At 44.9% G+C, this 18,893-nt stretch carries 23 protein-coding genes; 20 read left to right on the top strand and 3 right to left on the bottom strand.

The window, feature by feature from the left end; translation table 11 throughout:
* The first annotated feature begins 93 nt into the window (after positions 1-93).
* From V5J35_RS18655 to V5J35_RS18645, 3 genes are all read left to right on the top strand, one after another.
* The gene (locus V5J35_RS18655) at positions 94-372 is read left to right on the top strand and encodes a hypothetical protein (protein ID WP_354008597.1); all 279 of its coding nucleotides are present in this window, start codon (positions 94-96) and stop codon (positions 370-372) included.
* Between the two features lie 36 nt (positions 373-408).
* Positions 409-1,110, top strand: coding sequence for a hypothetical protein (locus V5J35_RS18650; protein WP_354008596.1), 702 nt, complete (start codon positions 409-411; stop codon positions 1,108-1,110).
* A gap of 84 nt (positions 1,111-1,194) precedes the next feature.
* Entirely contained in the window at positions 1,195-1,854 is a 660-nt protein-coding gene (locus tag V5J35_RS18645; RefSeq protein ID WP_354008595.1) for a hypothetical protein, read from the top strand.
* A gap of 51 nt (positions 1,855-1,905) precedes the next feature.
* On the opposite strand, the gene V5J35_RS18640 is transcribed toward V5J35_RS18645, so the two are convergent.
* On the bottom strand, positions 1,906-2,973 hold the full coding sequence (locus V5J35_RS18640; RefSeq protein WP_354008594.1) for an IS4 family transposase: 1,068 nt from the start codon (positions 2,971-2,973) through the stop codon (positions 1,906-1,908).
* Positions 2,974-3,193: 220 nt separating this feature from the next.
* Between V5J35_RS18640 and V5J35_RS18635 the strand changes: the two genes are divergently transcribed.
* The 13 genes from V5J35_RS18635 to V5J35_RS18575 all read left to right on the top strand — a co-directional run bounded on the left by V5J35_RS18635 (position 3,194) and on the right by V5J35_RS18575 (position 13,123).
* Positions 3,194-3,568 carry a DUF2002 family protein gene (locus V5J35_RS18635; RefSeq protein WP_354008593.1) on the top strand — a complete coding sequence of 125 codons (375 nt, stop codon included), beginning with the start codon at positions 3,194-3,196 and terminating at the stop codon, positions 3,566-3,568.
* A gap of 191 nt (positions 3,569-3,759) precedes the next feature.
* On the top strand, positions 3,760-5,907 hold the full coding sequence (locus V5J35_RS18630) for an McrB family protein (RefSeq protein WP_354008592.1): 2,148 nt from the start codon (positions 3,760-3,762) through the stop codon (positions 5,905-5,907).
* Positions 5,907-7,226, top strand: coding sequence for an McrC family protein (locus V5J35_RS18625; protein ID WP_354008591.1), 1,320 nt, complete (start codon positions 5,907-5,909; stop codon positions 7,224-7,226). Before V5J35_RS18630 ends, V5J35_RS18625 begins: the two co-directional genes overlap by 1 nt.
* Positions 7,227-7,303: 77 nt before the next feature.
* Positions 7,304-7,453, top strand: a complete 150-nt coding sequence (locus V5J35_RS18620; protein ID WP_354008590.1) for a hypothetical protein — start codon at positions 7,304-7,306, stop codon at positions 7,451-7,453.
* Complete coding sequence (locus V5J35_RS18615; protein WP_354008589.1) at positions 7,446-8,858, top strand: hypothetical protein; 1,413 nt, start codon at positions 7,446-7,448, stop codon at positions 8,856-8,858. The genes V5J35_RS18620 and V5J35_RS18615 overlap by 8 nt, the downstream gene beginning before the upstream one ends.
* A gap of 46 nt (positions 8,859-8,904) precedes the next feature.
* Positions 8,905-9,177 carry a hypothetical protein gene (locus V5J35_RS18610; protein ID WP_354008588.1) on the top strand — a complete coding sequence of 91 codons (273 nt, stop codon included), beginning with the start codon at positions 8,905-8,907 and terminating at the stop codon, positions 9,175-9,177.
* Positions 9,178-9,199: 22 nt separating this feature from the next.
* Positions 9,200-10,030 (top strand): ASCH domain-containing protein, encoded by an 831-nt coding sequence (locus V5J35_RS18605; RefSeq protein ID WP_354008587.1) that lies wholly within the window; start codon positions 9,200-9,202, stop codon positions 10,028-10,030.
* Positions 10,031-10,169: 139 nt separating this feature from the next.
* On the top strand, positions 10,170-10,718 hold the full coding sequence (locus V5J35_RS18600; RefSeq protein WP_354008586.1) for a hypothetical protein: 549 nt from the start codon (positions 10,170-10,172) through the stop codon (positions 10,716-10,718).
* A gap of 80 nt (positions 10,719-10,798) precedes the next feature.
* Positions 10,799-11,185: a hypothetical protein gene (locus V5J35_RS18595; RefSeq protein WP_354008585.1), complete on the top strand. Its 387-nt coding sequence runs from the start codon at positions 10,799-10,801 to the stop codon at positions 11,183-11,185.
* A gap of 64 nt (positions 11,186-11,249) precedes the next feature.
* Positions 11,250-11,690, top strand: coding sequence for a hypothetical protein (locus tag V5J35_RS18590; RefSeq protein WP_354016471.1), 441 nt, complete (start codon positions 11,250-11,252; stop codon positions 11,688-11,690).
* Positions 11,665-12,213, top strand: coding sequence for a helix-turn-helix transcriptional regulator (locus V5J35_RS18585; RefSeq protein WP_354016470.1), 549 nt, complete (start codon positions 11,665-11,667; stop codon positions 12,211-12,213). The genes V5J35_RS18590 and V5J35_RS18585 overlap by 26 nt, the downstream gene beginning before the upstream one ends.
* 29 nt (positions 12,214-12,242) lie before the next feature.
* Complete coding sequence (locus V5J35_RS18580; RefSeq protein WP_354008583.1) at positions 12,243-12,446, top strand: hypothetical protein; 204 nt, start codon at positions 12,243-12,245, stop codon at positions 12,444-12,446.
* Between the two features lie 530 nt (positions 12,447-12,976).
* A complete protein-coding gene (locus V5J35_RS18575; RefSeq protein ID WP_354008582.1) occupies positions 12,977-13,123 on the top strand; it encodes a hypothetical protein in 147 nt (48 codons plus the stop codon).
* A 51-nt stretch (positions 13,124-13,174) separates the two neighbouring features.
* Here the strand turns inward: V5J35_RS18575 and V5J35_RS18570 are convergent, their stop codons facing one another.
* The gene (locus V5J35_RS18570; protein WP_354008581.1) at positions 13,175-14,272 is read right to left on the bottom strand and encodes a sigma 54-interacting transcriptional regulator; all 1,098 of its coding nucleotides are present in this window, start codon (positions 14,270-14,272) and stop codon (positions 13,175-13,177) included.
* The gene (locus tag V5J35_RS18565; protein ID WP_354008580.1) at positions 14,224-14,754 is read right to left on the bottom strand and encodes an RNA repair transcriptional activator RtcR family protein; all 531 of its coding nucleotides are present in this window, start codon (positions 14,752-14,754) and stop codon (positions 14,224-14,226) included. Before V5J35_RS18565 ends, V5J35_RS18570 begins: the two co-directional genes overlap by 49 nt.
* A 285-nt stretch (positions 14,755-15,039) precedes the next feature.
* On the opposite strand from V5J35_RS18565, the gene V5J35_RS18560 reads away from it, so the two are divergent.
* The 4 genes from V5J35_RS18560 to V5J35_RS18545 all read left to right on the top strand — a co-directional run bounded on the left by V5J35_RS18560 (position 15,040) and on the right by V5J35_RS18545 (position 18,857).
* Positions 15,040-16,233, top strand: coding sequence for an RtcB family protein (locus V5J35_RS18560; protein WP_354008579.1), 1,194 nt, complete (start codon positions 15,040-15,042; stop codon positions 16,231-16,233).
* Between the two features lie 30 nt (positions 16,234-16,263).
* Positions 16,264-16,581, top strand: a complete 318-nt coding sequence (locus V5J35_RS18555) for a DUF551 domain-containing protein (RefSeq protein ID WP_354008578.1) — start codon at positions 16,264-16,266, stop codon at positions 16,579-16,581.
* A gap of 65 nt (positions 16,582-16,646) precedes the next feature.
* On the top strand, positions 16,647-16,898 hold the full coding sequence (locus tag V5J35_RS18550) for a hypothetical protein (protein WP_354008577.1): 252 nt from the start codon (positions 16,647-16,649) through the stop codon (positions 16,896-16,898).
* Positions 16,899-16,928: 30 nt separating this feature from the next.
* Positions 16,929-18,857, top strand: coding sequence for a cyclic-phosphate processing receiver domain-containing protein (locus V5J35_RS18545; protein WP_354008576.1), 1,929 nt, complete (start codon positions 16,929-16,931; stop codon positions 18,855-18,857).
* The last annotated feature ends 36 nt before the right edge of the window (positions 18,858-18,893 follow it).

The following is an 18,893-nucleotide window of genomic DNA, read 5'->3' as shown; positions in this document are numbered from 1 at the left end:
ACATATGAGCACAGAAAAGGGTTGCTAATTTCCGGTGCCCTAGAAAAAAGCATGAAATCAGACCCGAGTACTGCCGATACACGGTACGTCAAAATGGCGTTAAGGCAACACCCACAATTCTCTAAAAAAACAGTGGCGTTAGACCAGGAAATTAACTGGGAAAAGCTTGATATCAAAATCATCAAAAAATTACTCGGCCATGGATTTAGCCAAAAGCAAATCTCAAATGCGGTTCGCCGATACTCTCCTGAAGCGGTAAGGAGCGATAAAGGAGCAGAAGAATATGCAAAAAATCTCGTTCAGGAAGTTGCAAGTGGCATGAAAAAAGGCAATAAGGGTACAGTTTATTCCAATAATGACTACTCCATGTAAAACTGTTTAGACTAAGGTCACTGTCACGGAGTGTATATGAGCAAAATCACAGTAGGCTTCATGCTGAATGGCAGTGAAAGAAATTTTCTTGATTCACTTAAATCGGAGAAGCTGAAACACTTCCCGGAAAGAAACCTTAAGCATAACGAGCCGGTTCTGGGAAAAATGCTTACTCACTTTGTAGAATCTCTGGAGATTGAGTCTGTTCAGGATATTGTTTGGTTTTTGGGGCTGAACAGTTCCATCTGGTACGAACTAACGCAAGAAGGCAATAAAACCGCAAAAGCTAAAAGTACCAAATCATCACAAGGTAAGAGACTACGCACACAAAGAGGCCCCGATCTGCCTGTCGATCTTTCACTTGCGCTTTTATGCAAATTTTATGATTCTCATCCTACATACATAAGGCACATTGATCTTACAAAGCCTGACCTCAACCTCTTGTCTGAGCTGCTTGATCACGCAACCGGAGTAAAAAACAGCATAGGCCCCCTTCTCGGCAGAAACAGCTCAGCCGCTTATCGCTGGAGAAAAGATAATCGATCAGCCACCCCAACAGTTCTGCGTTTAGCAGCAGCCCTGTTGCATTTTATTACTGAAGATGAGTATTACTCATTATCGGAAGTTGATCTTTACATCGATGAGCTATCCCAGCATCTTCTGACTCTCAGAGCGAGGGATAAAATCAAAGAGTGGGAGACGCTGGTTGATCGCGTAACCAAAAATCAGACACCCTGACAACTGTTAACTTCGCTTTAAAATGACCCCCGCTGAGTCAATAATTCTAACGTCGATCCTGAATTTGGTATAGCGGAATACGTTATGAATGAAGATGTGTTGTTTAAAATTCTTTCCAAGAAAAAGAAGGCTGATTTGTTGATGCTGCTGAATAGCGCATGGCACGTCATGGGCACCAACCAAAGAGGTGAGGTTTTCAGTGCTGTGGTGGGCGAGGAGCAGTATGATTTTCCTGCGGCTGGGGATACTGTGGCGGCGGTTAAGGAGTTCTATGACCAGTCTCTGGCGGGTGATTACTACGCACCTTTTGACGTCAACTCAAAAAATTTTATGGATGTTCCGGAGGAAACTGACGCTTGGTTTGCCCACCTTGATACGCTTTTTATTGAATGCACCAAGCTGTCCCGTCAGGGTGAGTACAGTGCTGCGCTGGAAGGCTTTGACATGCTGTATGAACTCACTGATGCGGTTGATTCCGGTGAATCGATTATATTCGCTGATGAGGCGGGTATGTGGATGTTTGGCGGTGATGAAAAAACGTATTATACCGCTTATCTCAAGGCTGCGGCTTCGGAATTGGATGATGATGAGTTTGTAGAGAAAGCGTTGGGGGTTCTTCAGGTTGACAGCATCAAGTCGGGCATGTTGAAGCTTTATGGTGTTGTTAAAAAGCTGGCTACGTCGGGCCAGATGGAGATGATTGATGCTGAGGTTGAGAGCAGGAAGCTGAAAGTGGCGGGGTAAGACTGACCCTTTTGATACAAGCGCCTCAGGCTTTTCGGGTACAAAATCTGACTACGGGACAAAAAAGTTCAAAGCCTGTTTAAATCCACGTTTCAATTTATCAGGATTCAGAAGTAGTTCCTGCAGGTACTCCAAGCCTTGATGGAAAATGCTTTCTGCTGGCCATGATGCACCAAAGCGCGTTTTCGCAATTCTTGATGGAGAAATTGCTTGCCTCTTCAACCCTTCGGTGTAGCTCCAGCAGAATGCCAAAGCCAGCAAAGCCGTCAGCTTGTCCGTCCTCTCTGGTGCGGTCAGCCTGCAAGCTTCCATGTCAAACCCTCTGGTTTTAAGGCAACTGAACAGAGACTCGATTTCCCAGCGGCAATGGTAGTCGGGAATAATCGTATCAGGCTTATCCTGGCTGACAACAAAGCAGTAGCCTTTATGGGACAAACTCCCTGCAACATAAAGCTTCAAGCCCCAGATTTTGCAAGGCTTCGAAATTGCGTCCCAAGTGCCAGCCTTCAGTGAACGAAACTGCAACCGCACGGAGATGGCAGAGCTTCCGGGCTTCGCCACTTGTGTATTCTTCTTGATGCGTACTCTGAACAGTATTCCTTGCTCCATGAGCCAGCTTAGCCAGCCATGTCCATGAAACTCCAGGTCTGCAGACAGGCAGGCAACTGGCTGATCCGGAAAAGTTGCCAAAAAGCGTTTCATGAGGGCAATTCTCTGATTCGACTCGGAGCAACCAGCTTTATCAAGGTTGCTCCAGAACAAAGGAATGGCAACACCCTGACAACAAACAGCCAGAACCAGATGGTTAATGTCCTGACTTCCGAGTTTCCAGTTGGTTCTGTCGAGACAGAGAGTCCACTTAGGCTCAAGAGGCACTAACGTGACAATCAAGCGAGCAATAGCGGAGTAGTCCAGTGAGTAGCTTCTGAAAAAACGTTGAATCCGTTTGTAGCTTGAGTCGGGGGAGGCCTCTCTGACAAAGGCGACACGGAGTCTGTATAGAGAGCTGGTTCTGAGTTTGATCAGACCAAGGATAAATTGAGCAATAAATTCACAACGAGCCTTGTTCCAATCGAGATGAACACTAAGCTTGTTCTGGAGTGCTGTGACAGGGTTCATTGGCATCAAAGAAAGTTTGTGTGAGAACTACTCTCTTAGCTCATGCTGCTGACCTTGCCAGCACTCTCCTCAAAAAATGTCCCGTAGTCAGGTACAAAATATAAAATCAAGTATTCAGTGCTGGAAGAGTCCAGCCAGTTCTGGAATGATCCGTATCTGGAGGGAGGCGCTTGCAAGTTTAACCCTCCGTACACTGATACGCTCTAAACGGATAATAATTATGAAGCATCAAGACGTTGAAAAAGTGTTAAAGCGTTTAGGACTGGAAGAAGTCAGCCGTACCAAAAAGGCTATTGGCTTTGCCAGTGCGGGGGATCTGGTTGAAGTGTATGTGAATACCGAGACTAAATCCTCCAGTAATACTCTGGTCATACAGCCCCACTATCTTACCCAGAAACAAGATTTACTGAACATTTCCGGGGTGATTGCCGGTGTTCCCCCGGAGCGATTCAGTAGTAATTACAGACAATTTCCGAAGAAGGAAACCCCAAAAGGCAAAGAGAATTATTACGGAATTCCCTTTGGCTTCTCTGAGCCTTCAGCCTTGGAAGAGTTTCTGGATGTGCTTGGTCTGGTTGTAGCAGAACCCGCCTGATTGCCTGAAATCGTTTTTCCAAAACATCAGGTTGTGGGGTTTTCCTGCAACCTGCGTCAATGAATTTTCCATTCAGGTGCGTATTCTTGGCACTACCATATAGAAGACACTGACCATACAACTGCATCTTGCCATTGCCGACGCTGTAAAAAGGGACCACTTTCTTTCCCAGCGATTTGCATCAGGTGCAGATGGATGCAAATGAGTACAAGCCTATGACATCGTATCTGTTAACTTGGAACCCCAAGCATTTTTCACTGAACAGTGACGATTCGGAAGAAGGTCTGAACTGTCAGGAAGGCGATGAAATTCGCTGGAGCTGTAACAGTAAACAGCCCGTAAAGGGCGACAGAGTTTATCTGGTTCGTGTAGGCGACGAGCCAAGAGGTATTGTTGCCAGCGGAACGGTTACGCAGCCTGGTTACTCTGATGTCGACTGGAAAGACCCTGACAAAGAGCGTCTTTATATCAAATTCAGGCTTGATGACCTTCGTCTTGAAAACCATGAAGGTCAGCTTCCGATGTTTGTACTGGAACGGCAGTTTCCAAAACAGCAGTGGAGTCCACAATCTTCCGGAATTGTTGTTCAGTCCGACTATACGGATAGTCTGAAAGGTCTGTGGGAAACGGTTAAGGGACAACACGGTGTAGAAACCATACTGCGATGGTCTCTGGATTCATGTGACTGGGGGCAGAAGTGGATTGAAGGTTACAAGCAAATCGCTTCAATGGCTCAGGCTATTCAGTCGTCAGGTGAACTATCAGACAGAAATCTTGAAACGCTCTGGTTTACCCGAAATAACGGCCTTGCCAGTGTAGGGGTGGGTAATTTATCCAGAGCAGAGTTTGATCAGAATAAAGGAATTTTGAAACAGCTGACGTTCGACATTTTTGCGTCTCCGGGTAAAGCAACGCTTGATTCGGTCATTAGAAGCTGGAAGGGATATGGCTTCTCCAGAACTAACTATGCCGTTATTAACCGGATGTTAGCAACCATAGCACCCGAGCAGGTAACAACGATTCTGGATGCCAGAGTATTAACCAGAATTCAGACTGAGTTCAAGCGGCTGTTTAAATTACCATTTAGCCGAACAGGTAACTGGTTTGAAGATAACCAGACGCTGCTCAATGCTATTCGCCCTCTGTTAACGGGTGATTGGGATGCTTATGAACTAAATACATCTCTCTGGCATTTTTATGAACAACTTAATGTCACCAGAAAAACAGAGGCAAGTGAGGCTGCACCAGCAGAACAGATCAGTTCAAACGCCCAGAGCGAAACGCAAGAAGAGCCAATCATGGACAAACCTGCTGGTACCAACACTATTTTCTATGGCCCTCCCGGAACCGGGAAAACTTACCATGTTGTTAAAGCAGCAATGGAAGCTGCTGAGCCTGAGTTCGCAGGGTTTAACGCTGACCAAAGGGAAGAACTTAAAGCGGCTTATGATGAACTGATAGAGACGGGGCGCATCCGGTTTGTCACCTTCCATCAAAGCTACAGTTATGAAGAATTTATTGAGGGGCTGCGTGCCAATACTGATGGCACAGGGCAAGTCAGCTACGCCATCGAATCCGGTATATTCAAACAGATATGCCAAGATGCCCAAGCAGATAAAAGTTATGACAGCTTTGTGCTGGTCATTGACGAGATCAACCGGGGCAATATTTCCAAAATATTTGGTGAACTGATTACCCTCATTGAACCCTCGAAACGACAGGGGCAACCAGAAGCCTTGTCCGTCAAGCTGCCTTATTCCAAGGAGTCTTTTTCAGTACCCGGCAACCTTCATATTATCGGTACCATGAATACCGCAGACCGTTCGCTGGCCATGATGGATACGGCATTACGCCGTCGTTTTGACTTCAGAGAAATGATGCCCAAGTACTCACTTCTGGATGATGAACTTGCTGAGGGGGTGTGTCTGGGGCGTCTTCTCAGAACCATGAATGAGCGCATTGAATATTTATACGACCGTGAACATATGCTGGGTCATGCGTTCTTTATGCCAATCATTGAGCAGGAGTCGGAGCAGGAACGATTCACAACATTGGGTAATGTATTCAAGGACAAAATCATTCCATTACTGGAAGAGTATTTCTTTGAAGACTGGGAAAAAATTCGTCTGGTATTGGGTGATAACCAAAAGAAAGACGAAACACTGCAGTTTGTGAAAAAGAAAACCGTCAGACCGCAGGCACTGTTTGGCTCAAACTACGAAGATGAGGCCTTTGGTAATGCGGGTGTGCGCTATGAAATCAATGAGGATGCTTTCAGTAAACCTGAGGCATTTCTAAAGGTTGCAGGCAAGATCGCAGAAGCGCACGAGAACGAATAATGTCTGAACTCATTACGGTTTTCGAGTATGGCTATTTAAGCTCAACCACCTCTGACCAACGCTGTACCCGAATTAGTCAGGCAGCTTTTGACTACCTTGAGGCTTTGTGCCTCAGGGAAGATGAAAGCTCGCCGTCCTTTCTGCGTCTGTGTAGCTTTGACAGGAACAAAGCCCTGCAAGTCAGGAACTATGTGGGCGTGATTCACACACCCGCGGGTCAGCAAATTGAAGTTCTGCCAAAGATAACGCGCACTAACGGTGCTGACAGTCACGATAGTGCCCGACAGTCGTTGCTGAATATGCTGCGGCATTTGCGGGAGTTTAAGCACATTGAAACAACCGACGCACAGGTGGCTACTCGCAAACTACCGCTGTTTGAAGTGTTTATCCGTCAGTTTTTGGAGAGTGTCAGCACACTGGTAAAACGGGGATTGCGGTCTGAGTATGTGCGCCGTGAAGATAATCAGTGCTTTATGAAGGGCAAGCTGCTGACGACAAAGCAGCTGAAACACAATCTGGTTAATAAACACCGCTTTTATGTGGAGTACGATGAGTATTTGCTGGATCGGCCGGTGAACCGGCTTATCCACACAGCTTTGAATAAGGTAGCGGCTTACAGTCGTTCAAACGACAATCAGAAACTGTGCAGAGAACTGATGTTTGCCTTCAGCGACGTTCCTTGCAGTCATCATGTGAAAAATGATTTTGCCGCCATAAACGTCACCCGTGGTATGGATCATTATCAAAAACCTCTGGCCTGGACTCGCCTGATTCTCGAGGGTGTCACACCACTCTCCATGCAGGGCAAGGCAGAAGCTATTTCATTACTGTTCCCTATGGAGGCAGTATTTGAAGCCTATGTAGGCAGCATTCTCCGGAAGCAACTTCAAGCGCCTTACTCGCTCAAAGAGCAAGCCCGTTCACAGTATCTGGTTGAGTTTAACGGTTCCCGCTGGTTCAACCTGAGGCCAGACCTGCTGATCGAGAAAAGCCATAAGCCTGTTATCGTTATGGATACTAAGTGGAAACTGGTGAACAGCCAGAAAGCGAATGGCTCGGAAAAGATGGGCATGTCACAGGCGGACTTCTACCAGATGTTTGCTTATGGACAAAAATATCTGAATGGTCAGGGTGAGCTGGTGCTTATTTATCCAAAAACTGATGCATTTGAAGAGCCAGTGGCGTTTAGTTTTGACTTTAGCGAGCACCTGAAACTCTGGGTTGTGCCTTTTGACATCGCTGATGGGGTTAAGGATGAAGACCGGTTAATTCTCTCCAGAAATTCGCCATTTTTAGATATTTTTTGTTGTGAGCAATGAGGCTGGCAGTAGTCTCTGCATTGTTGGAAGGGGGCTGTTCGCCACTATTTGCCATTTATTCGCCAGAATAGTTATAAATGATTGAAAAAAGTGCCGTTGTCGCGGCGAAGGCACTCGCATTAAATGAAATAATTTGTTGTCTGGCGAAAAATTTACTTGAAATGCCGCTTTTGTCGTGTAAGTATTTTGGTAAATCAAAAACAACAATAAGAAATAATTATGGCTAAGCTGACGTTTACCAAAGAAGAGTTACTCAGAGAATTCAGGGAGCTGTACTTTACGGACGATGCACCATTTAGAGCCTTGCTTTCTACTTGGTTTCATTTTGAAAGGGTTAATAAGCTACTCGATCTGGATAAGTACCCGTCATTCGATCCAATGGGTGAAAGGCATAGTATGTTTCATCTAGAGAACGAATTCTCAACGCTGTACGACTATGCTACAACAGGTATATTTGATAACTGTCTTATAAATGATCTGTGTGAGTACAAAATCTTTGCTAGTAAAGAAATATATAACCTTGAGCGCTTGCTAGATAGTTGTGGGTATTCTGAGTGGCTCAAAGGAACGCCTCTTTCTGTAAAAACTGTAGAGATAATGGAGGTGATAGCTGCACGCGAGCTAATGACTCCTCTTGCATGGTTTGATTACCCATCGTTCAACAGTGAAAATCTTGATGAGCCTGAAAATACTATCAGCAGAAAGATATTAGCTATTTTGGCGGAAGTTAGTGAGGAAAGCGTTAGACAGGCTCACTACGCAAAAGGGGAAGATCGCCTCGTAGGGTGTGAAGCCTCTAATAATTTTTACTCTCGGATAGAAGCTATTCGCTGGTTGAAGGTAAAAGGGAAGTTCTCACCATGCCGGTATGCAGAAAAAGATCTATTTCAATTTAACCCTGATGCTGTTTTTGACAGTTCAATAAGTTTCTCGAATTGGATCAGGGATGTATGTATCCATAATAATATTGATATCGGTATGCTGCCTGATGTTTTAGGAATTAAAGACAGGGAAGGAGATATTAAAATTTTTTTTGATCATAGCTTGAATCGGTTTTGTGATGAAAATTTTTATGGCTACTTACCAATGCAGTGGCTCACTGCCAAAGTCAGTATAAAACTGGCCCAGTTACTAAAAATAAGTCCTGAGTGGATGGTCAGAACTGTACACGCAGTGAAGAAAATACAAGAAGAAGAAACGCTCCAAAAAGCATTAAAAGAGCTGCCAGAACAAGTAGCAACCCCAAGAGTCGATATTGATGACAACACTGCTATTAATGCTGATTTGGCAAAACAAGAGCTGGAGTACTGCGAATGGGTGACTAGACACCCAAGCCAGAAAAAGCCAAACAAAAAAATGGACGGCTATCAGTGCGAGAAGGTTACTTTCACCCATCAGCACGATGGCAAAGCCCAGATTTTGTGGCTGCCTGCTGAATACAAAAGCAAAATTACGGTTAGTTGTAAGATCGTAGATTATCCTGCAAAGGATGTTAATAAAGATGGTCAATACAACCGCCATTCCGGATTAAAGAAGTATCAGGAATTATCGGAAGCTGATCTGATCAAAGTCATTCTGAAAGACGTAGGTTCATTCAGAGGGGTGCTGGCTTCATTAAAGAGTGAAGCCTAAGACAGTCAATAAAAGCCGACACTTTAAGAATAAAAAGGCTATTCAAATGGAATTAACAACACATGCCTCAAAACGTGGGCAGCAGAGAGGTATTGCCTACATGTTAATGGATCTGCTTTACCAATTCGGGTCTGTTCAGTATCACCGTGGTACCGAGATTTACAGTATGAACCGAAGTGCAGTAGAAACATTTAAAACAGAAGTGAGTCTTTCAGCACAGCTGCTGGAGAGATTGTTAAGCATTTACATGGTCATGAAGGATGACCTTGTGATTACGGTGGCACACAAGACGGTGCGTCACAAAGGCAAGCGCAGATAAGTCACTGCCAAGGAGAGCAATAATGAATAATAACAACGAAACCCAAAAGGAGAGCCGCATGAACATCACACGCGCTCTGATTATCGCAGAACCCTGGATTGGTAAAATCCTGAACGGCGAAAAAGACTGGGAGATGCGCTCAACCCACACCAGTATTTCCGGAACCGTGGGGCTGATTGCCAAAGGTACAGGAACAGTTGTGGGCATTGCTGAAATCATTGGTTCCAAAGGGCCTCTGAGCCATGAAGACATGCTCGGTAATGTTCATCGTCATGGCATTCCTTCCAATATGATTGAGTCCGGTGAAGTCGCAAAGTGGAACCATGCCTGGCAGTTAGGCAAGCTTAAAAAGCTTTCGACGCCTGTTCCCTATCAGCACAAGAATGGCGCTGTGACCTGGGTAACCCTTGGCGAAGAAACCCAGAAGCAGCTTCAGGCAGAGTTGGCGGGTGAAGACTGGTTGCAGGAAGGTTCTGCACCTCAGCCTGCTGAACCCGCTGCGCCAAAACTGGCTTATACCGCGCCAGTGCGAGTAGCTACTGGTGCTAACGAAGGCGAAGTGGTTATTACCCAAGGTAATCTCAATAATAATCACATTTATGTACGCAACGTTGTTGAGTTATTCCCACCGGAATGCTTCGGTGGTTCAAATCGCAGAGAGTTGGCTTCACAGCTAATCACTCTCCATCTGGATAAAGCTGAGACTGTGAAGTGTGATATTGACGGCACGAAGAAAATCTTCCGTGACAGAAGGGCCATTGGGCAATTCCTGAAGCTCAATAACTTTGTTGCCAACGATAAGGTTCTGATCAAAAGAATTGCTGATCTGGAGTATGAGCTCTCAAAAGCTTAACGAATTATTAACACCCAAAGCCCCTTTGCATTAAGGGGCTACTTAGGAGTATTCACGGATGACATACCCTCTTTGCAGCCTGATTTGCCTTGACAGATATCCGGAGTGCAGTCCGCTTCAGTACACAGAATACTGGACGATGAGTTCTGAAGTAATCACGCTCAGGGATTTGCACCATCTTGAAAAGGCTCTGGCAGTCGTTTATTGCAAAGAAGTAATGGAACGCTGTATGTACAGGTTTTCGCAGGAAGTGGGTGCTGCTTATTTGTTAGGGGCCAGTGATAATAAGGTTTTGTCGAACTATAAGCCCCCTCTAAAAGGGATATCGGAGTCAGAATTTTCCGATCTTCTGTCGCATCTCAACGTGATGGAGCAGCGTGCGTTTATCTATGCTCTGCTCACAAAAAGCCCCATTCATCGCATTATCGATTGGCCGTGGGATTTTGCCTACCGGCATACCAAAAGTGAAGTAATGAAAGATGTGTTGCTGAATTTCAATGCAGAACCGTTCTGTGATCTGGCGTTCTGGCAAAGGGAGCCTGTCACCTTGAGGCCTGTCGCACTGTTGGGGCTCAGTGAGAAAGTTGCCAGTATGATAAAAACAGACTTCTGGAAGTTTACGAAAAGGGTTGAAGCGGGAAAACTTAACCTCGAACAGTTTATACAGAATAGTGCTGGTTGCTGTTAACCGTTGCCTGCGACGCATTCCGTCGCAGCACTGCTCATAATGGCTATCATTAAGCGATAAGATGCATACGAGGAAGCATCGTGAGTAAAAGCAAAAACAGTTTACTACCTCTATTCACTGGTGTGGTGGGTGTCATTGTTATTGTGGTGGCTTTATTTTGGGGGTTGCCGGTGTGGAACGTTTGGAAGCAGGGGCTTTCCGGCGAAGCGGCACTGGCAAAGGCTGAGCAAACGAAACGCATCACGATTGAAACTGCCCGGGCAGAAGTTGAAGCTGCCGAACTGCGAGCCAAAGCCATTGAGATTATGGGCGAAGCCGCAAAAAACTATCCGGAATATCGGTTGCAGGAGTTTATGGGGGCTTTTGCCGAAGCGTTGAAGGAAGGCAACATTCAGCAAATTATCTATGTGCCGACTGAAGCCAATATTCCTATTCTGGAAGCCGGTAAGCGCGCTAAAATAGAGTAATGTTTAAGTAGTGTGCGAAGTTTGTCGTTTACAGCGTTTTAACGATGACTTTGCTGCTGCCTTAATGTCCAAACGATCTTCTGCCCTGGATACCACCATCCTGATCCTTGAGCTGTTGAAAAGGATACCCAAAAACTGGTCAATCACTGCTCAGGAGTTGCAACAGCAGCTCTGTGATGCCGGTTTTTCAAGAGATATCCACACAATTCAGCGGCATCTGAAAACACTGGTGGAAAGCAGCCATTTCAATATTGATCTGGATGATCGCAGCAAGCCTTATGGTTATCGCTGGAGTAAAAATGCCAAGGGCTTTACCGCCAACGGGTTAAGTATTCAGGAGTCGCTGATTCTGAGGATGGCTGAAGAGTATCTGAAAAACCTGTTGCCCAGTAGTTTAATGGGGTCGATGGCAGGTTTCTTCGAAGAGGCCAACCGGAATATCAGCCAAACATCGGATCCCCAGCAAGACGTAGAGTGGTGTGTCCAAGGTGATTGTTGCCCCTGAAACCCAGCCACTGTTACCACCTGAATTGCAGGAAGGTGTTTTTGATCAGGTCAGTAAAGCTCTGTATGGCAACTACTGGCTTCATCTGACATATAAAAATGCAGCCGGGAGTATTCGGGATGCCACCGTCATGCCATTAGGGTTGGCTCAGCAGGGACCAAGGCTGTATGTGGTTTGTCGCTTTAAAGGGTATGAAGATGATCGGGTTCTGGCATTGCATCGCATTCAGAGTGCAGAATCATCCACACTCACCTTTGACAGACCGGAAGAGTTTGATTTGAAGCAGTTCAGTGCCGATGGTCGATTCACCTTTGGACGAGGTGAAAAAGTCAGGCTGACCTTCTCGATACAAAAAAGTGCCGGTCTGCATATTTTGGAAACCCGGTTATCAGAAGATCAGCAACATACAGAATGCGATGACTTTTATGAGATAACGGCAACGGTTGTCCGGTCCGCACAGCTGGAGTGGTGGCTGGGAACGTTTGGCGACCGGGTCAAAGATATTGTTTATAAGCCAGCTTGATTCTGCTGGCAAAAATTCTGGAAAAGTGAATGACTGAAAAAATTAATTCTGAACTTGATGCAGAGCAGTTCAGCTGTGAGTGTGACCGCCTCAGAGAGAGTCATAGTTACTTGGTCAATCAGGAGATAAAACGAACCAACAGAGATATTTTGTTATCAAAACAGCTCATTCGATTGATGACATCCGGCGGAATGCTCTATCTATTCACAATGATCATAATGACTTTTTCATGAAATCAATATTCAAGAGAACAGCATTCACGTCCTGCTTTCTGGAAGACTGTGAGGAGCTTATAGATGCTGACAGGGAAATCAGGAAGAAGTATCGGGATAAGCTGCAATTCGCTTCTATGCTGGGCATATTGCTGGCGTCAATCACAATAATATTATCACCCGATTTAAAAACAGGGTTCGTGTGGTTTTCTTCAATCTTCTTTGTTCTGTTGACCCTGTCGTCCATTAAGATCAGAAGGTTATCCACCAGTTTGTGCCTGATGTTTTTAACCCTGCCTTACACTGGTGTGATATTTGCGGAAGTATCAGCCTTTTTAAAAGCATTCGCCTCTTTGCTTTTCTGATTTGAAGCCTGTTAATTTATAGAATTTGAAGTATGGCAAATAAAATAGACTACCTTGACCGATCAATAAAATTTAAAAACTATGCCAAATCAGCTATGTATTTCTCTGTTTCAATAACAGCTGTAGCTGTAACAGTGGCAGTAATGCTGACCAGAATATCAACTTGCTAAAGTTAGGATTTTAACGATGGATGATATGCTGGAAAAATCCGAGCAAAAATTGCGTAATGCGACTGCTTTTAACAACTACCTTGTTGCTTCGGCTTATGTGATGGGGGCTGCCGTTTTCATAGCAATGAGCGTCCAGTTGACCAGAGGACTGCTTGGTGTCTGATAGCACGTCATAAGCCTCATGAGCATGCAGTGACTCACAAGGCATAGTGTATCAAGTTGTCAAGGACTTAAAATCCAACCCGAATTTTTTCAAATACGTCCTGAGCCGATGTGAATCGTTCACGCTGGCTTTCTGGCTACGACTCACATCAAACAGCTTTCTGCCTGCTTCCGCCAGTGTACGACTCTGCTGGCATACATTGATGATACTCATCAGTTGAAGTTTGTCAAAATGGTCAATGCTGACAAGGGTTTCTTCGTCAAGATAATCGCTTAACTCAACCTCAGGGTTCTGTTCTTTTTGATGCCAGCGTGAGGACAGCCTTTCCGTTTCTGACACTACATTAGCTTCATCAATACGCCCAAACTCACTCAGAGTCACCATGCGGTTAATGCTGGCGTTCAGGTCACGGAAGTTGGATGACCAGAGCGCATCAGGGGTTGTGGCGAAGTTCAGGTAGCGTTCCCGGGCGGCTTTGTTGAAACGTACCTGTTTGTTGGTGCTGCGGGTGTGCTGGTGCAGTTCAAAATCGATATTGGCTTCCATGTCTTCAAGCCGCTCTTTCAAAGCAGGTAAACGCCAGCACCAGATATCGATACGGGATAACAAGTCTTCCCGAAAGCGACCTTCCTGAACCGCCTGTCGTAAGTTGCGGTTCGTGCCTGCCAGCAGTTGAAAGTCACTGCTAACGGCTTTATCACTGCCCAGTGGATAAAAGCTTTTCTCTTCCAGTGCGTGTAGCAGCATTGCTTGTTCATCAAGCCCCAGTTCTCCAATTTCATCCAGAAATAGAATGCCTTTGTCAGCATGTCGGAGATAACCTTCCCGATGATTAACCGCGCCGGTGTACGCGCCTTTGTAATGACCAAATAGCGCCGACATCGCTCCGGCACCTTTCAACGTGGCGCAGTTGACGGGAACAAAGCTGCCTTTTATCTCTTTTCGCATGGACTTTAGTTCGTAGATGCGACGGGCAAGCTGGGTTTTACCGGCACCCGTAGGGCCTTGCAACAGAATCGGGTCTTTTGAACGCAGGGCAACCCGTTCGATCTCGGCAATCATCTGGTTGAAGTGATTGTTTCGGGTTTGGATGCCGGACTTCAGAAAATCCTGACCAGAACTGGATTCTTCAAAGTAGCGCTTTGCCATGACTCGTAGCGGGCAAGGTCCAGATCGATACTGTGGAGGCTGCCTTTTGCTTTGTCACCGCTCTGGGTGACGGGCGACACCTGGAGTATTTGTGCTGGCAGCAAGTGCGCCTCACTCATCAGGAACATACAAATCTGGCTGACATGAGTGCCGGTGGTGATGTTCAGATAATAGGATTCTTCATCGGTGTTGACTGGATAGTGCCGGGCAAATTCGTAAAACCAATGATAGATTTCTGCAAAATCCCAAGGGTTTTCCCAAACGGCCTCGATCAGTGCCACTTCTGTATCGGGAGAAGCGATTCGGATGTATTCTGCCACTATCAGGGCTTTGGCCAGATGCTGAGGGTGATAGATTAGCTCCATTCGATCAACGGGAAATGCCTCGTGCATCACTACGCTGACGGTGGGTCGCCAGTGTGTCCAGCGTGTTGCCTTTTTTCCACCTTTGACATCTTTTGTCGTGCCAAGGATGCTGATCACTACCCTTTTTCTCTTGTCCTTCAATCTCAAATTAGTCCCTATCTTATTAAATAACTATTTATCTGATGAGATATTTTAAAAGGATAGTAAGTTTAATCGGTAAAAAATACAAAACTTATGATTAACGCCAAAGTTCTTTATAAACAGGTAGTTATAAGGGTTTTTGATAAAAATATAATTGTTGGCACGAACTTTGATAACTATTCAATGTCATTGCGATAGAGGGCTTTGAAACCATCACACAGCCTGCAACCGATGAAATGAATGATTTGAAGGAGTACCAATATGCCAGTCATTACACAGCTCAAAGCCACCAAACAGGGTAAGCCCGTAAAAATCTGGACAGACGAAGTGGATGCACAGACTCTGGAGCAGATGAGAAAGGTGGCAAGCCTGCCCTTTATCTACAAGCATGTTACAGGTATGCCAGATATTCATCTTGGCAAAGGAGCGACTATTGGCTCCGTGATTGCCACGACTGATGCCATTATACCTGCCGCCGTAGGCGTAGATATTGGCTGCGGCATGAATGCCGTTCGACTGTCATTAAAAGCCAGTGACTTGCCTGATAACTTGCATGCCGTTCGTACCAGCATTGAGCAGCGCATCCCACTTGGAACTGGCGGAACTCATAAAGAGGCGCAAATTGCAGAAAATTCACCTGTAGTGACCGGGCTGCGACACATTCTGCACAAGCATCCTGATATTGTTCGCAACATGAGAGCCGACAAGTTTGCCTGCCAGCTGGGAACACTGGGTGCGGGTAATCATTTTATTGAGCTGTGTCTGGATGAAAACAACGACGTATGGGTGATGCTGCATTCTGGTAGCCGTGGTATTGGCAACCGGATCGGTCAGTACTTTATACAGCTCCCCCGAAAGGATATGGAACGGCAACAGGTCCACCTGCCGGATCGTGATCTTGGTTACCTGAAAGAAGGTTCCGAATACTTTGACGATTATGTGCAGGCGGTGGTTTGGGCGCAGGACTACGCCATGCGTAACCGTGAGCATATGATGAATGCGGTACTGATCGCGCTGAGATCAGGACTGAAGCCTTTTACTGTCACTGAAGAAGCCATTAACTGCCACCATAATTTTGTTGAGCAAGAGTTGCACGACGGAAATCAGGTTTGGGTTACCCGTAAAGGGGCTATTCGTGCCAGAAGTCAGGAGCTGGGTATTATCCCCGGGTCGATGGGAGCGAAATCCTACATCATTCGTGGCAAGGGTAATCCGGAATCCTTCTGCAGCTGCGCTCATGGTGCCGGACGAACTATGTCCCGTACTGCTGCTAAAAAAGCTTTCTCAGTGAGGGATCTGGAAGACCAGACGCAAGGCATAGAGTGCCGCAAAGACAAAGGCGTTCTGGATGAAATTCCGGGGGCTTACAAGAACATCGATAAAGTGATGGCACTTCAGGATGATCTTGTGGAAGTGGTGCATACGTTGCGGCAGATTGTGAATATTAAGGGCTGAAAAAGCCCAATAAAATGATGATCAAAAACGATGTGGATTGATTGCAAAGAGAAGATGCCGGAAAGCATGGAGGTTGTGATTGTTCTTTACGTAGGAAGTTGGCCTGGTCGTGGGTGCGGCGGCATTGCGGATGCTTACGCTACAGGGGTAGAGTGGTATGTGCCAGAAGGCGTTAATGTTGTTGGTTGGATGCCAATACCGGATGTGAACCATCTAACCACTCATAAAGAGTGCAGCGTAGCGCTTGAGCATAAACGATCTACGATTAAAGGTTTCATAGATAGTGATGATCATGATTTCTTAGAAGCTATTTTTGTGGAAAATGATTCTAATCAAAACAGTGTTTGAAGCAAAGTAAGCCTTGTATAGTTGGCTGATGACCGCCCTCTACCTTAAACGACGGAGTAATAAAGTTGAAGGATATAGCATTAATTCTTTTTATTGGTTTAGCCTTTAATGAGCTTACATTAAGGTCATTTGATGTCATTTCTCGAAAAAGACTGACCGAAGCTGAAACACATGCATTTAGTCAATTCGAACAAATAATGAATGTTAGAGACTGTAAGCCTGAAAAAATCATAGTGACCAGTAATAAAGAAAAAGAGATGATCAAAAAAAATGTGAAATGGAACTGTTCTGGTGTTGTGTATGAGTGGGCATCTTAATCAGCCTGGTTTAATGCAAGGAGTAAAAGCATGAACATAGTTATTGCAGTCGATAGTTTTGGTTTGTATGAACAATACCATGACCACTTCAAGGTGGGTGATGTCAAAAGTTTTCCTGTTTATACAGGTGTTATATCGATAATACTTAATGATTACACTGAGAAATGCATCATAAGAAAACAGGGAGCTGTTCATCTTATCTGTGGGAAAGTGATTAGGGCAGGTGCTTTTTCCATAGATGTTGACTGCGGTGATGTCATTCTTGAACTGGATTTATTAACTGAAAAATTTGATCTGGGTGATTACATCCACGCGGAAGTTGAATTCTACTTTGACTCAATGGACTGGGTGTCTGGTCCTGGAGTTGAATTTGATTATCATGATGACAACGCTTGGGAGATCAAAGCGCTGGAAAGTGTTTTGACTCTGGACTCTCTTTATAAAGATGAAGCACCGGAATCCTATAAGGATTTGAATGAACGGGTAATGGTCAAAGACATGGGAGACGTATGGGAACTTGACGGATATGAGTTTAAGTATGTTGATGTGAGCTATGAATTACACTGTCAGCTGCTTCCAAATACTGACAACCGGTTAAGCTCCAGTGATTACAGAGTGAAACTGTATCTTGGAGACAGTCGTAGTGCACCAGCCGGTTGGACAAAATGCTGTGATGCAGAGGAAGCCATTGAGTTTTTAAAGGCAGGTTTGGTCGTTAACGTACAGATGGATTTTGTGTGCAAAAGCAATGACTGCACAGCTGTGTTGTTATGGATGGAAAGTGCTATTAAACAACGCGATTTTTACCCACCTGAAATAGAAGTAATCTCTGAAAACAGTTCTAGAGAAAGTGAAATTCAGACTATTTTGGGTAAATTGTCTGATTATAAGAAAACAAATATTCAATCCCTACAGGATAGTCTGGCATCGGATCGACGGGCTGCAATTCGCCTACGGCTAGCAAGTGATAAGGATATTACAGAAGCTACGGCTTGCCAGTTGATAGAGGACAATCACTTTATTGTGTTATCGACTCTTGCAGCTAACCCTGCATTAAGTAGTGCCAGCCAATTAAAAATAGCTCAACTAAAACATCATAAAACCCTTGGAGCATTGGCAAGTAACACCAGCTTGATTCCAGAGTTAAAAACAAAGTTTTTGACAAGTGATATTGTTGGTGTTCGTGCGCTTCTTGCTTCAAACAGTAGCATTGATGACAGTATGCAGAAAACATTGCTACAGGATTCTTCCATCACAGTACGTATGGAATTGGCAAAAAACACTCGTCTCGCTGAATCTGTGCAAGAGGTATTGTGCAAAGACTCGGTTGATGATGTACGAATTAGCTTGGCAGAAAACCCTTCACTAAAGGGAGATGTTTTTAACTGCTTGTTAAATGACGATTTTTATGAGGTCGTAAGGTGTGCAGAAAAGAACCCCTTGCTGAGCAAAGAACAGCAAGAAGACATATTTTACAATAAAGGATCTAGCAGTAGTTTAACTTTTAATCCATCATTGACGGCGGAGCTACAAGAAAAAATTGCCGACAGTTATGACGCATGGGCGCTGGAACTTTTGGAAAACCCTAGCCTGACGGATGAGATGCAAATAAAACTTCTGAATGATGATCGCCTTTGTAATAAAAGCGCATTAGCAGAAAATCCGGCTATCAGTGAAAAAATAGAAATGGTTTTAGTCGATCATTGGGATGATGAGCTTCGGGCAACTTATGCATCAAGGAATGGATTAACGCTATTCGCCATGAGAAAACTTGCCAGAGATTGCAGTGAAGATGTTCGCCTTGAATTGGCCAGTAGTATTCAAATTCCTGAATCCATTCAGATGATACTGGCAGAAGATAAATGTCTGGATATACAAATGGATCTTAGGGCGAATGAAAACCTTTGTAGCAATGCCAGGAATAGACTGATTGAATTAGGTGTTATCAAGAGTCTGTGATTCTTGTGTGGATAAAAATTTAAGACTTGGAATGGT

Source organism: Endozoicomonas sp. NE40 (assembly GCF_040549045.1).
In the GTDB taxonomy this organism is placed as follows: domain Bacteria; phylum Pseudomonadota; class Gammaproteobacteria; order Pseudomonadales; family Endozoicomonadaceae; genus Endozoicomonas_A; species Endozoicomonas_A lisbonensis.
This window is presented reverse-complemented; position numbering and strand designations above follow the sequence as displayed.

Coding starts and splice junctions, on each gene's coding strand:
- V5J35_RS18605 (WP_354008587.1), top strand. CDS start 9,200: ATGAATAATAACAACGAAACCCAAAAGGAGAGCCGCATGAACATCACA.
- V5J35_RS18610 (WP_354008588.1), top strand. CDS start 8,905: ATGGAATTAACAACACATGCCTCAAAACGTGGGCAGCAGAGAGGTATT.
- V5J35_RS18575 (WP_354008582.1), top strand. CDS start 12,977: ATGGATGATATGCTGGAAAAATCCGAGCAAAAATTGCGTAATGCGACT.
- V5J35_RS18545 (WP_354008576.1), top strand. CDS start 16,929: ATGAACATAGTTATTGCAGTCGATAGTTTTGGTTTGTATGAACAATAC.
- V5J35_RS18655 (WP_354008597.1), top strand. CDS start 94: ATGGCGTTAAGGCAACACCCACAATTCTCTAAAAAAACAGTGGCGTTA.
- V5J35_RS18640 (WP_354008594.1), bottom strand. CDS start 2,973: ATGAACCCTGTCACAGCACTCCAGAACAAGCTTAGTGTTCATCTCGAT.
- V5J35_RS18625 (WP_354008591.1), top strand. CDS start 5,907: ATGTCTGAACTCATTACGGTTTTCGAGTATGGCTATTTAAGCTCAACC.
- V5J35_RS18600 (WP_354008586.1), top strand. CDS start 10,170: ATGAGTTCTGAAGTAATCACGCTCAGGGATTTGCACCATCTTGAAAAG.
- V5J35_RS18650 (WP_354008596.1), top strand. CDS start 409: ATGAGCAAAATCACAGTAGGCTTCATGCTGAATGGCAGTGAAAGAAAT.
- V5J35_RS18560 (WP_354008579.1), top strand. CDS start 15,040: ATGCCAGTCATTACACAGCTCAAAGCCACCAAACAGGGTAAGCCCGTA.
- V5J35_RS18590 (WP_354016471.1), top strand. CDS start 11,250: ATGTCCAAACGATCTTCTGCCCTGGATACCACCATCCTGATCCTTGAG.
- V5J35_RS18630 (WP_354008592.1), top strand. CDS start 3,760: ATGGATGCAAATGAGTACAAGCCTATGACATCGTATCTGTTAACTTGG.
- V5J35_RS18555 (WP_354008578.1), top strand. CDS start 16,264: ATGTGGATTGATTGCAAAGAGAAGATGCCGGAAAGCATGGAGGTTGTG.
- V5J35_RS18570 (WP_354008581.1), bottom strand. CDS start 14,272: ATGGCAAAGCGCTACTTTGAAGAATCCAGTTCTGGTCAGGATTTTCTG.
- V5J35_RS18645 (WP_354008595.1), top strand. CDS start 1,195: ATGAATGAAGATGTGTTGTTTAAAATTCTTTCCAAGAAAAAGAAGGCT.
- V5J35_RS18580 (WP_354008583.1), top strand. CDS start 12,243: ATGACTGAAAAAATTAATTCTGAACTTGATGCAGAGCAGTTCAGCTGT.
- V5J35_RS18635 (WP_354008593.1), top strand. CDS start 3,194: ATGAAGCATCAAGACGTTGAAAAAGTGTTAAAGCGTTTAGGACTGGAA.
- V5J35_RS18615 (WP_354008589.1), top strand. CDS start 7,446: ATGGCTAAGCTGACGTTTACCAAAGAAGAGTTACTCAGAGAATTCAGG.
- V5J35_RS18620 (WP_354008590.1), top strand. CDS start 7,304: ATGATTGAAAAAAGTGCCGTTGTCGCGGCGAAGGCACTCGCATTAAAT.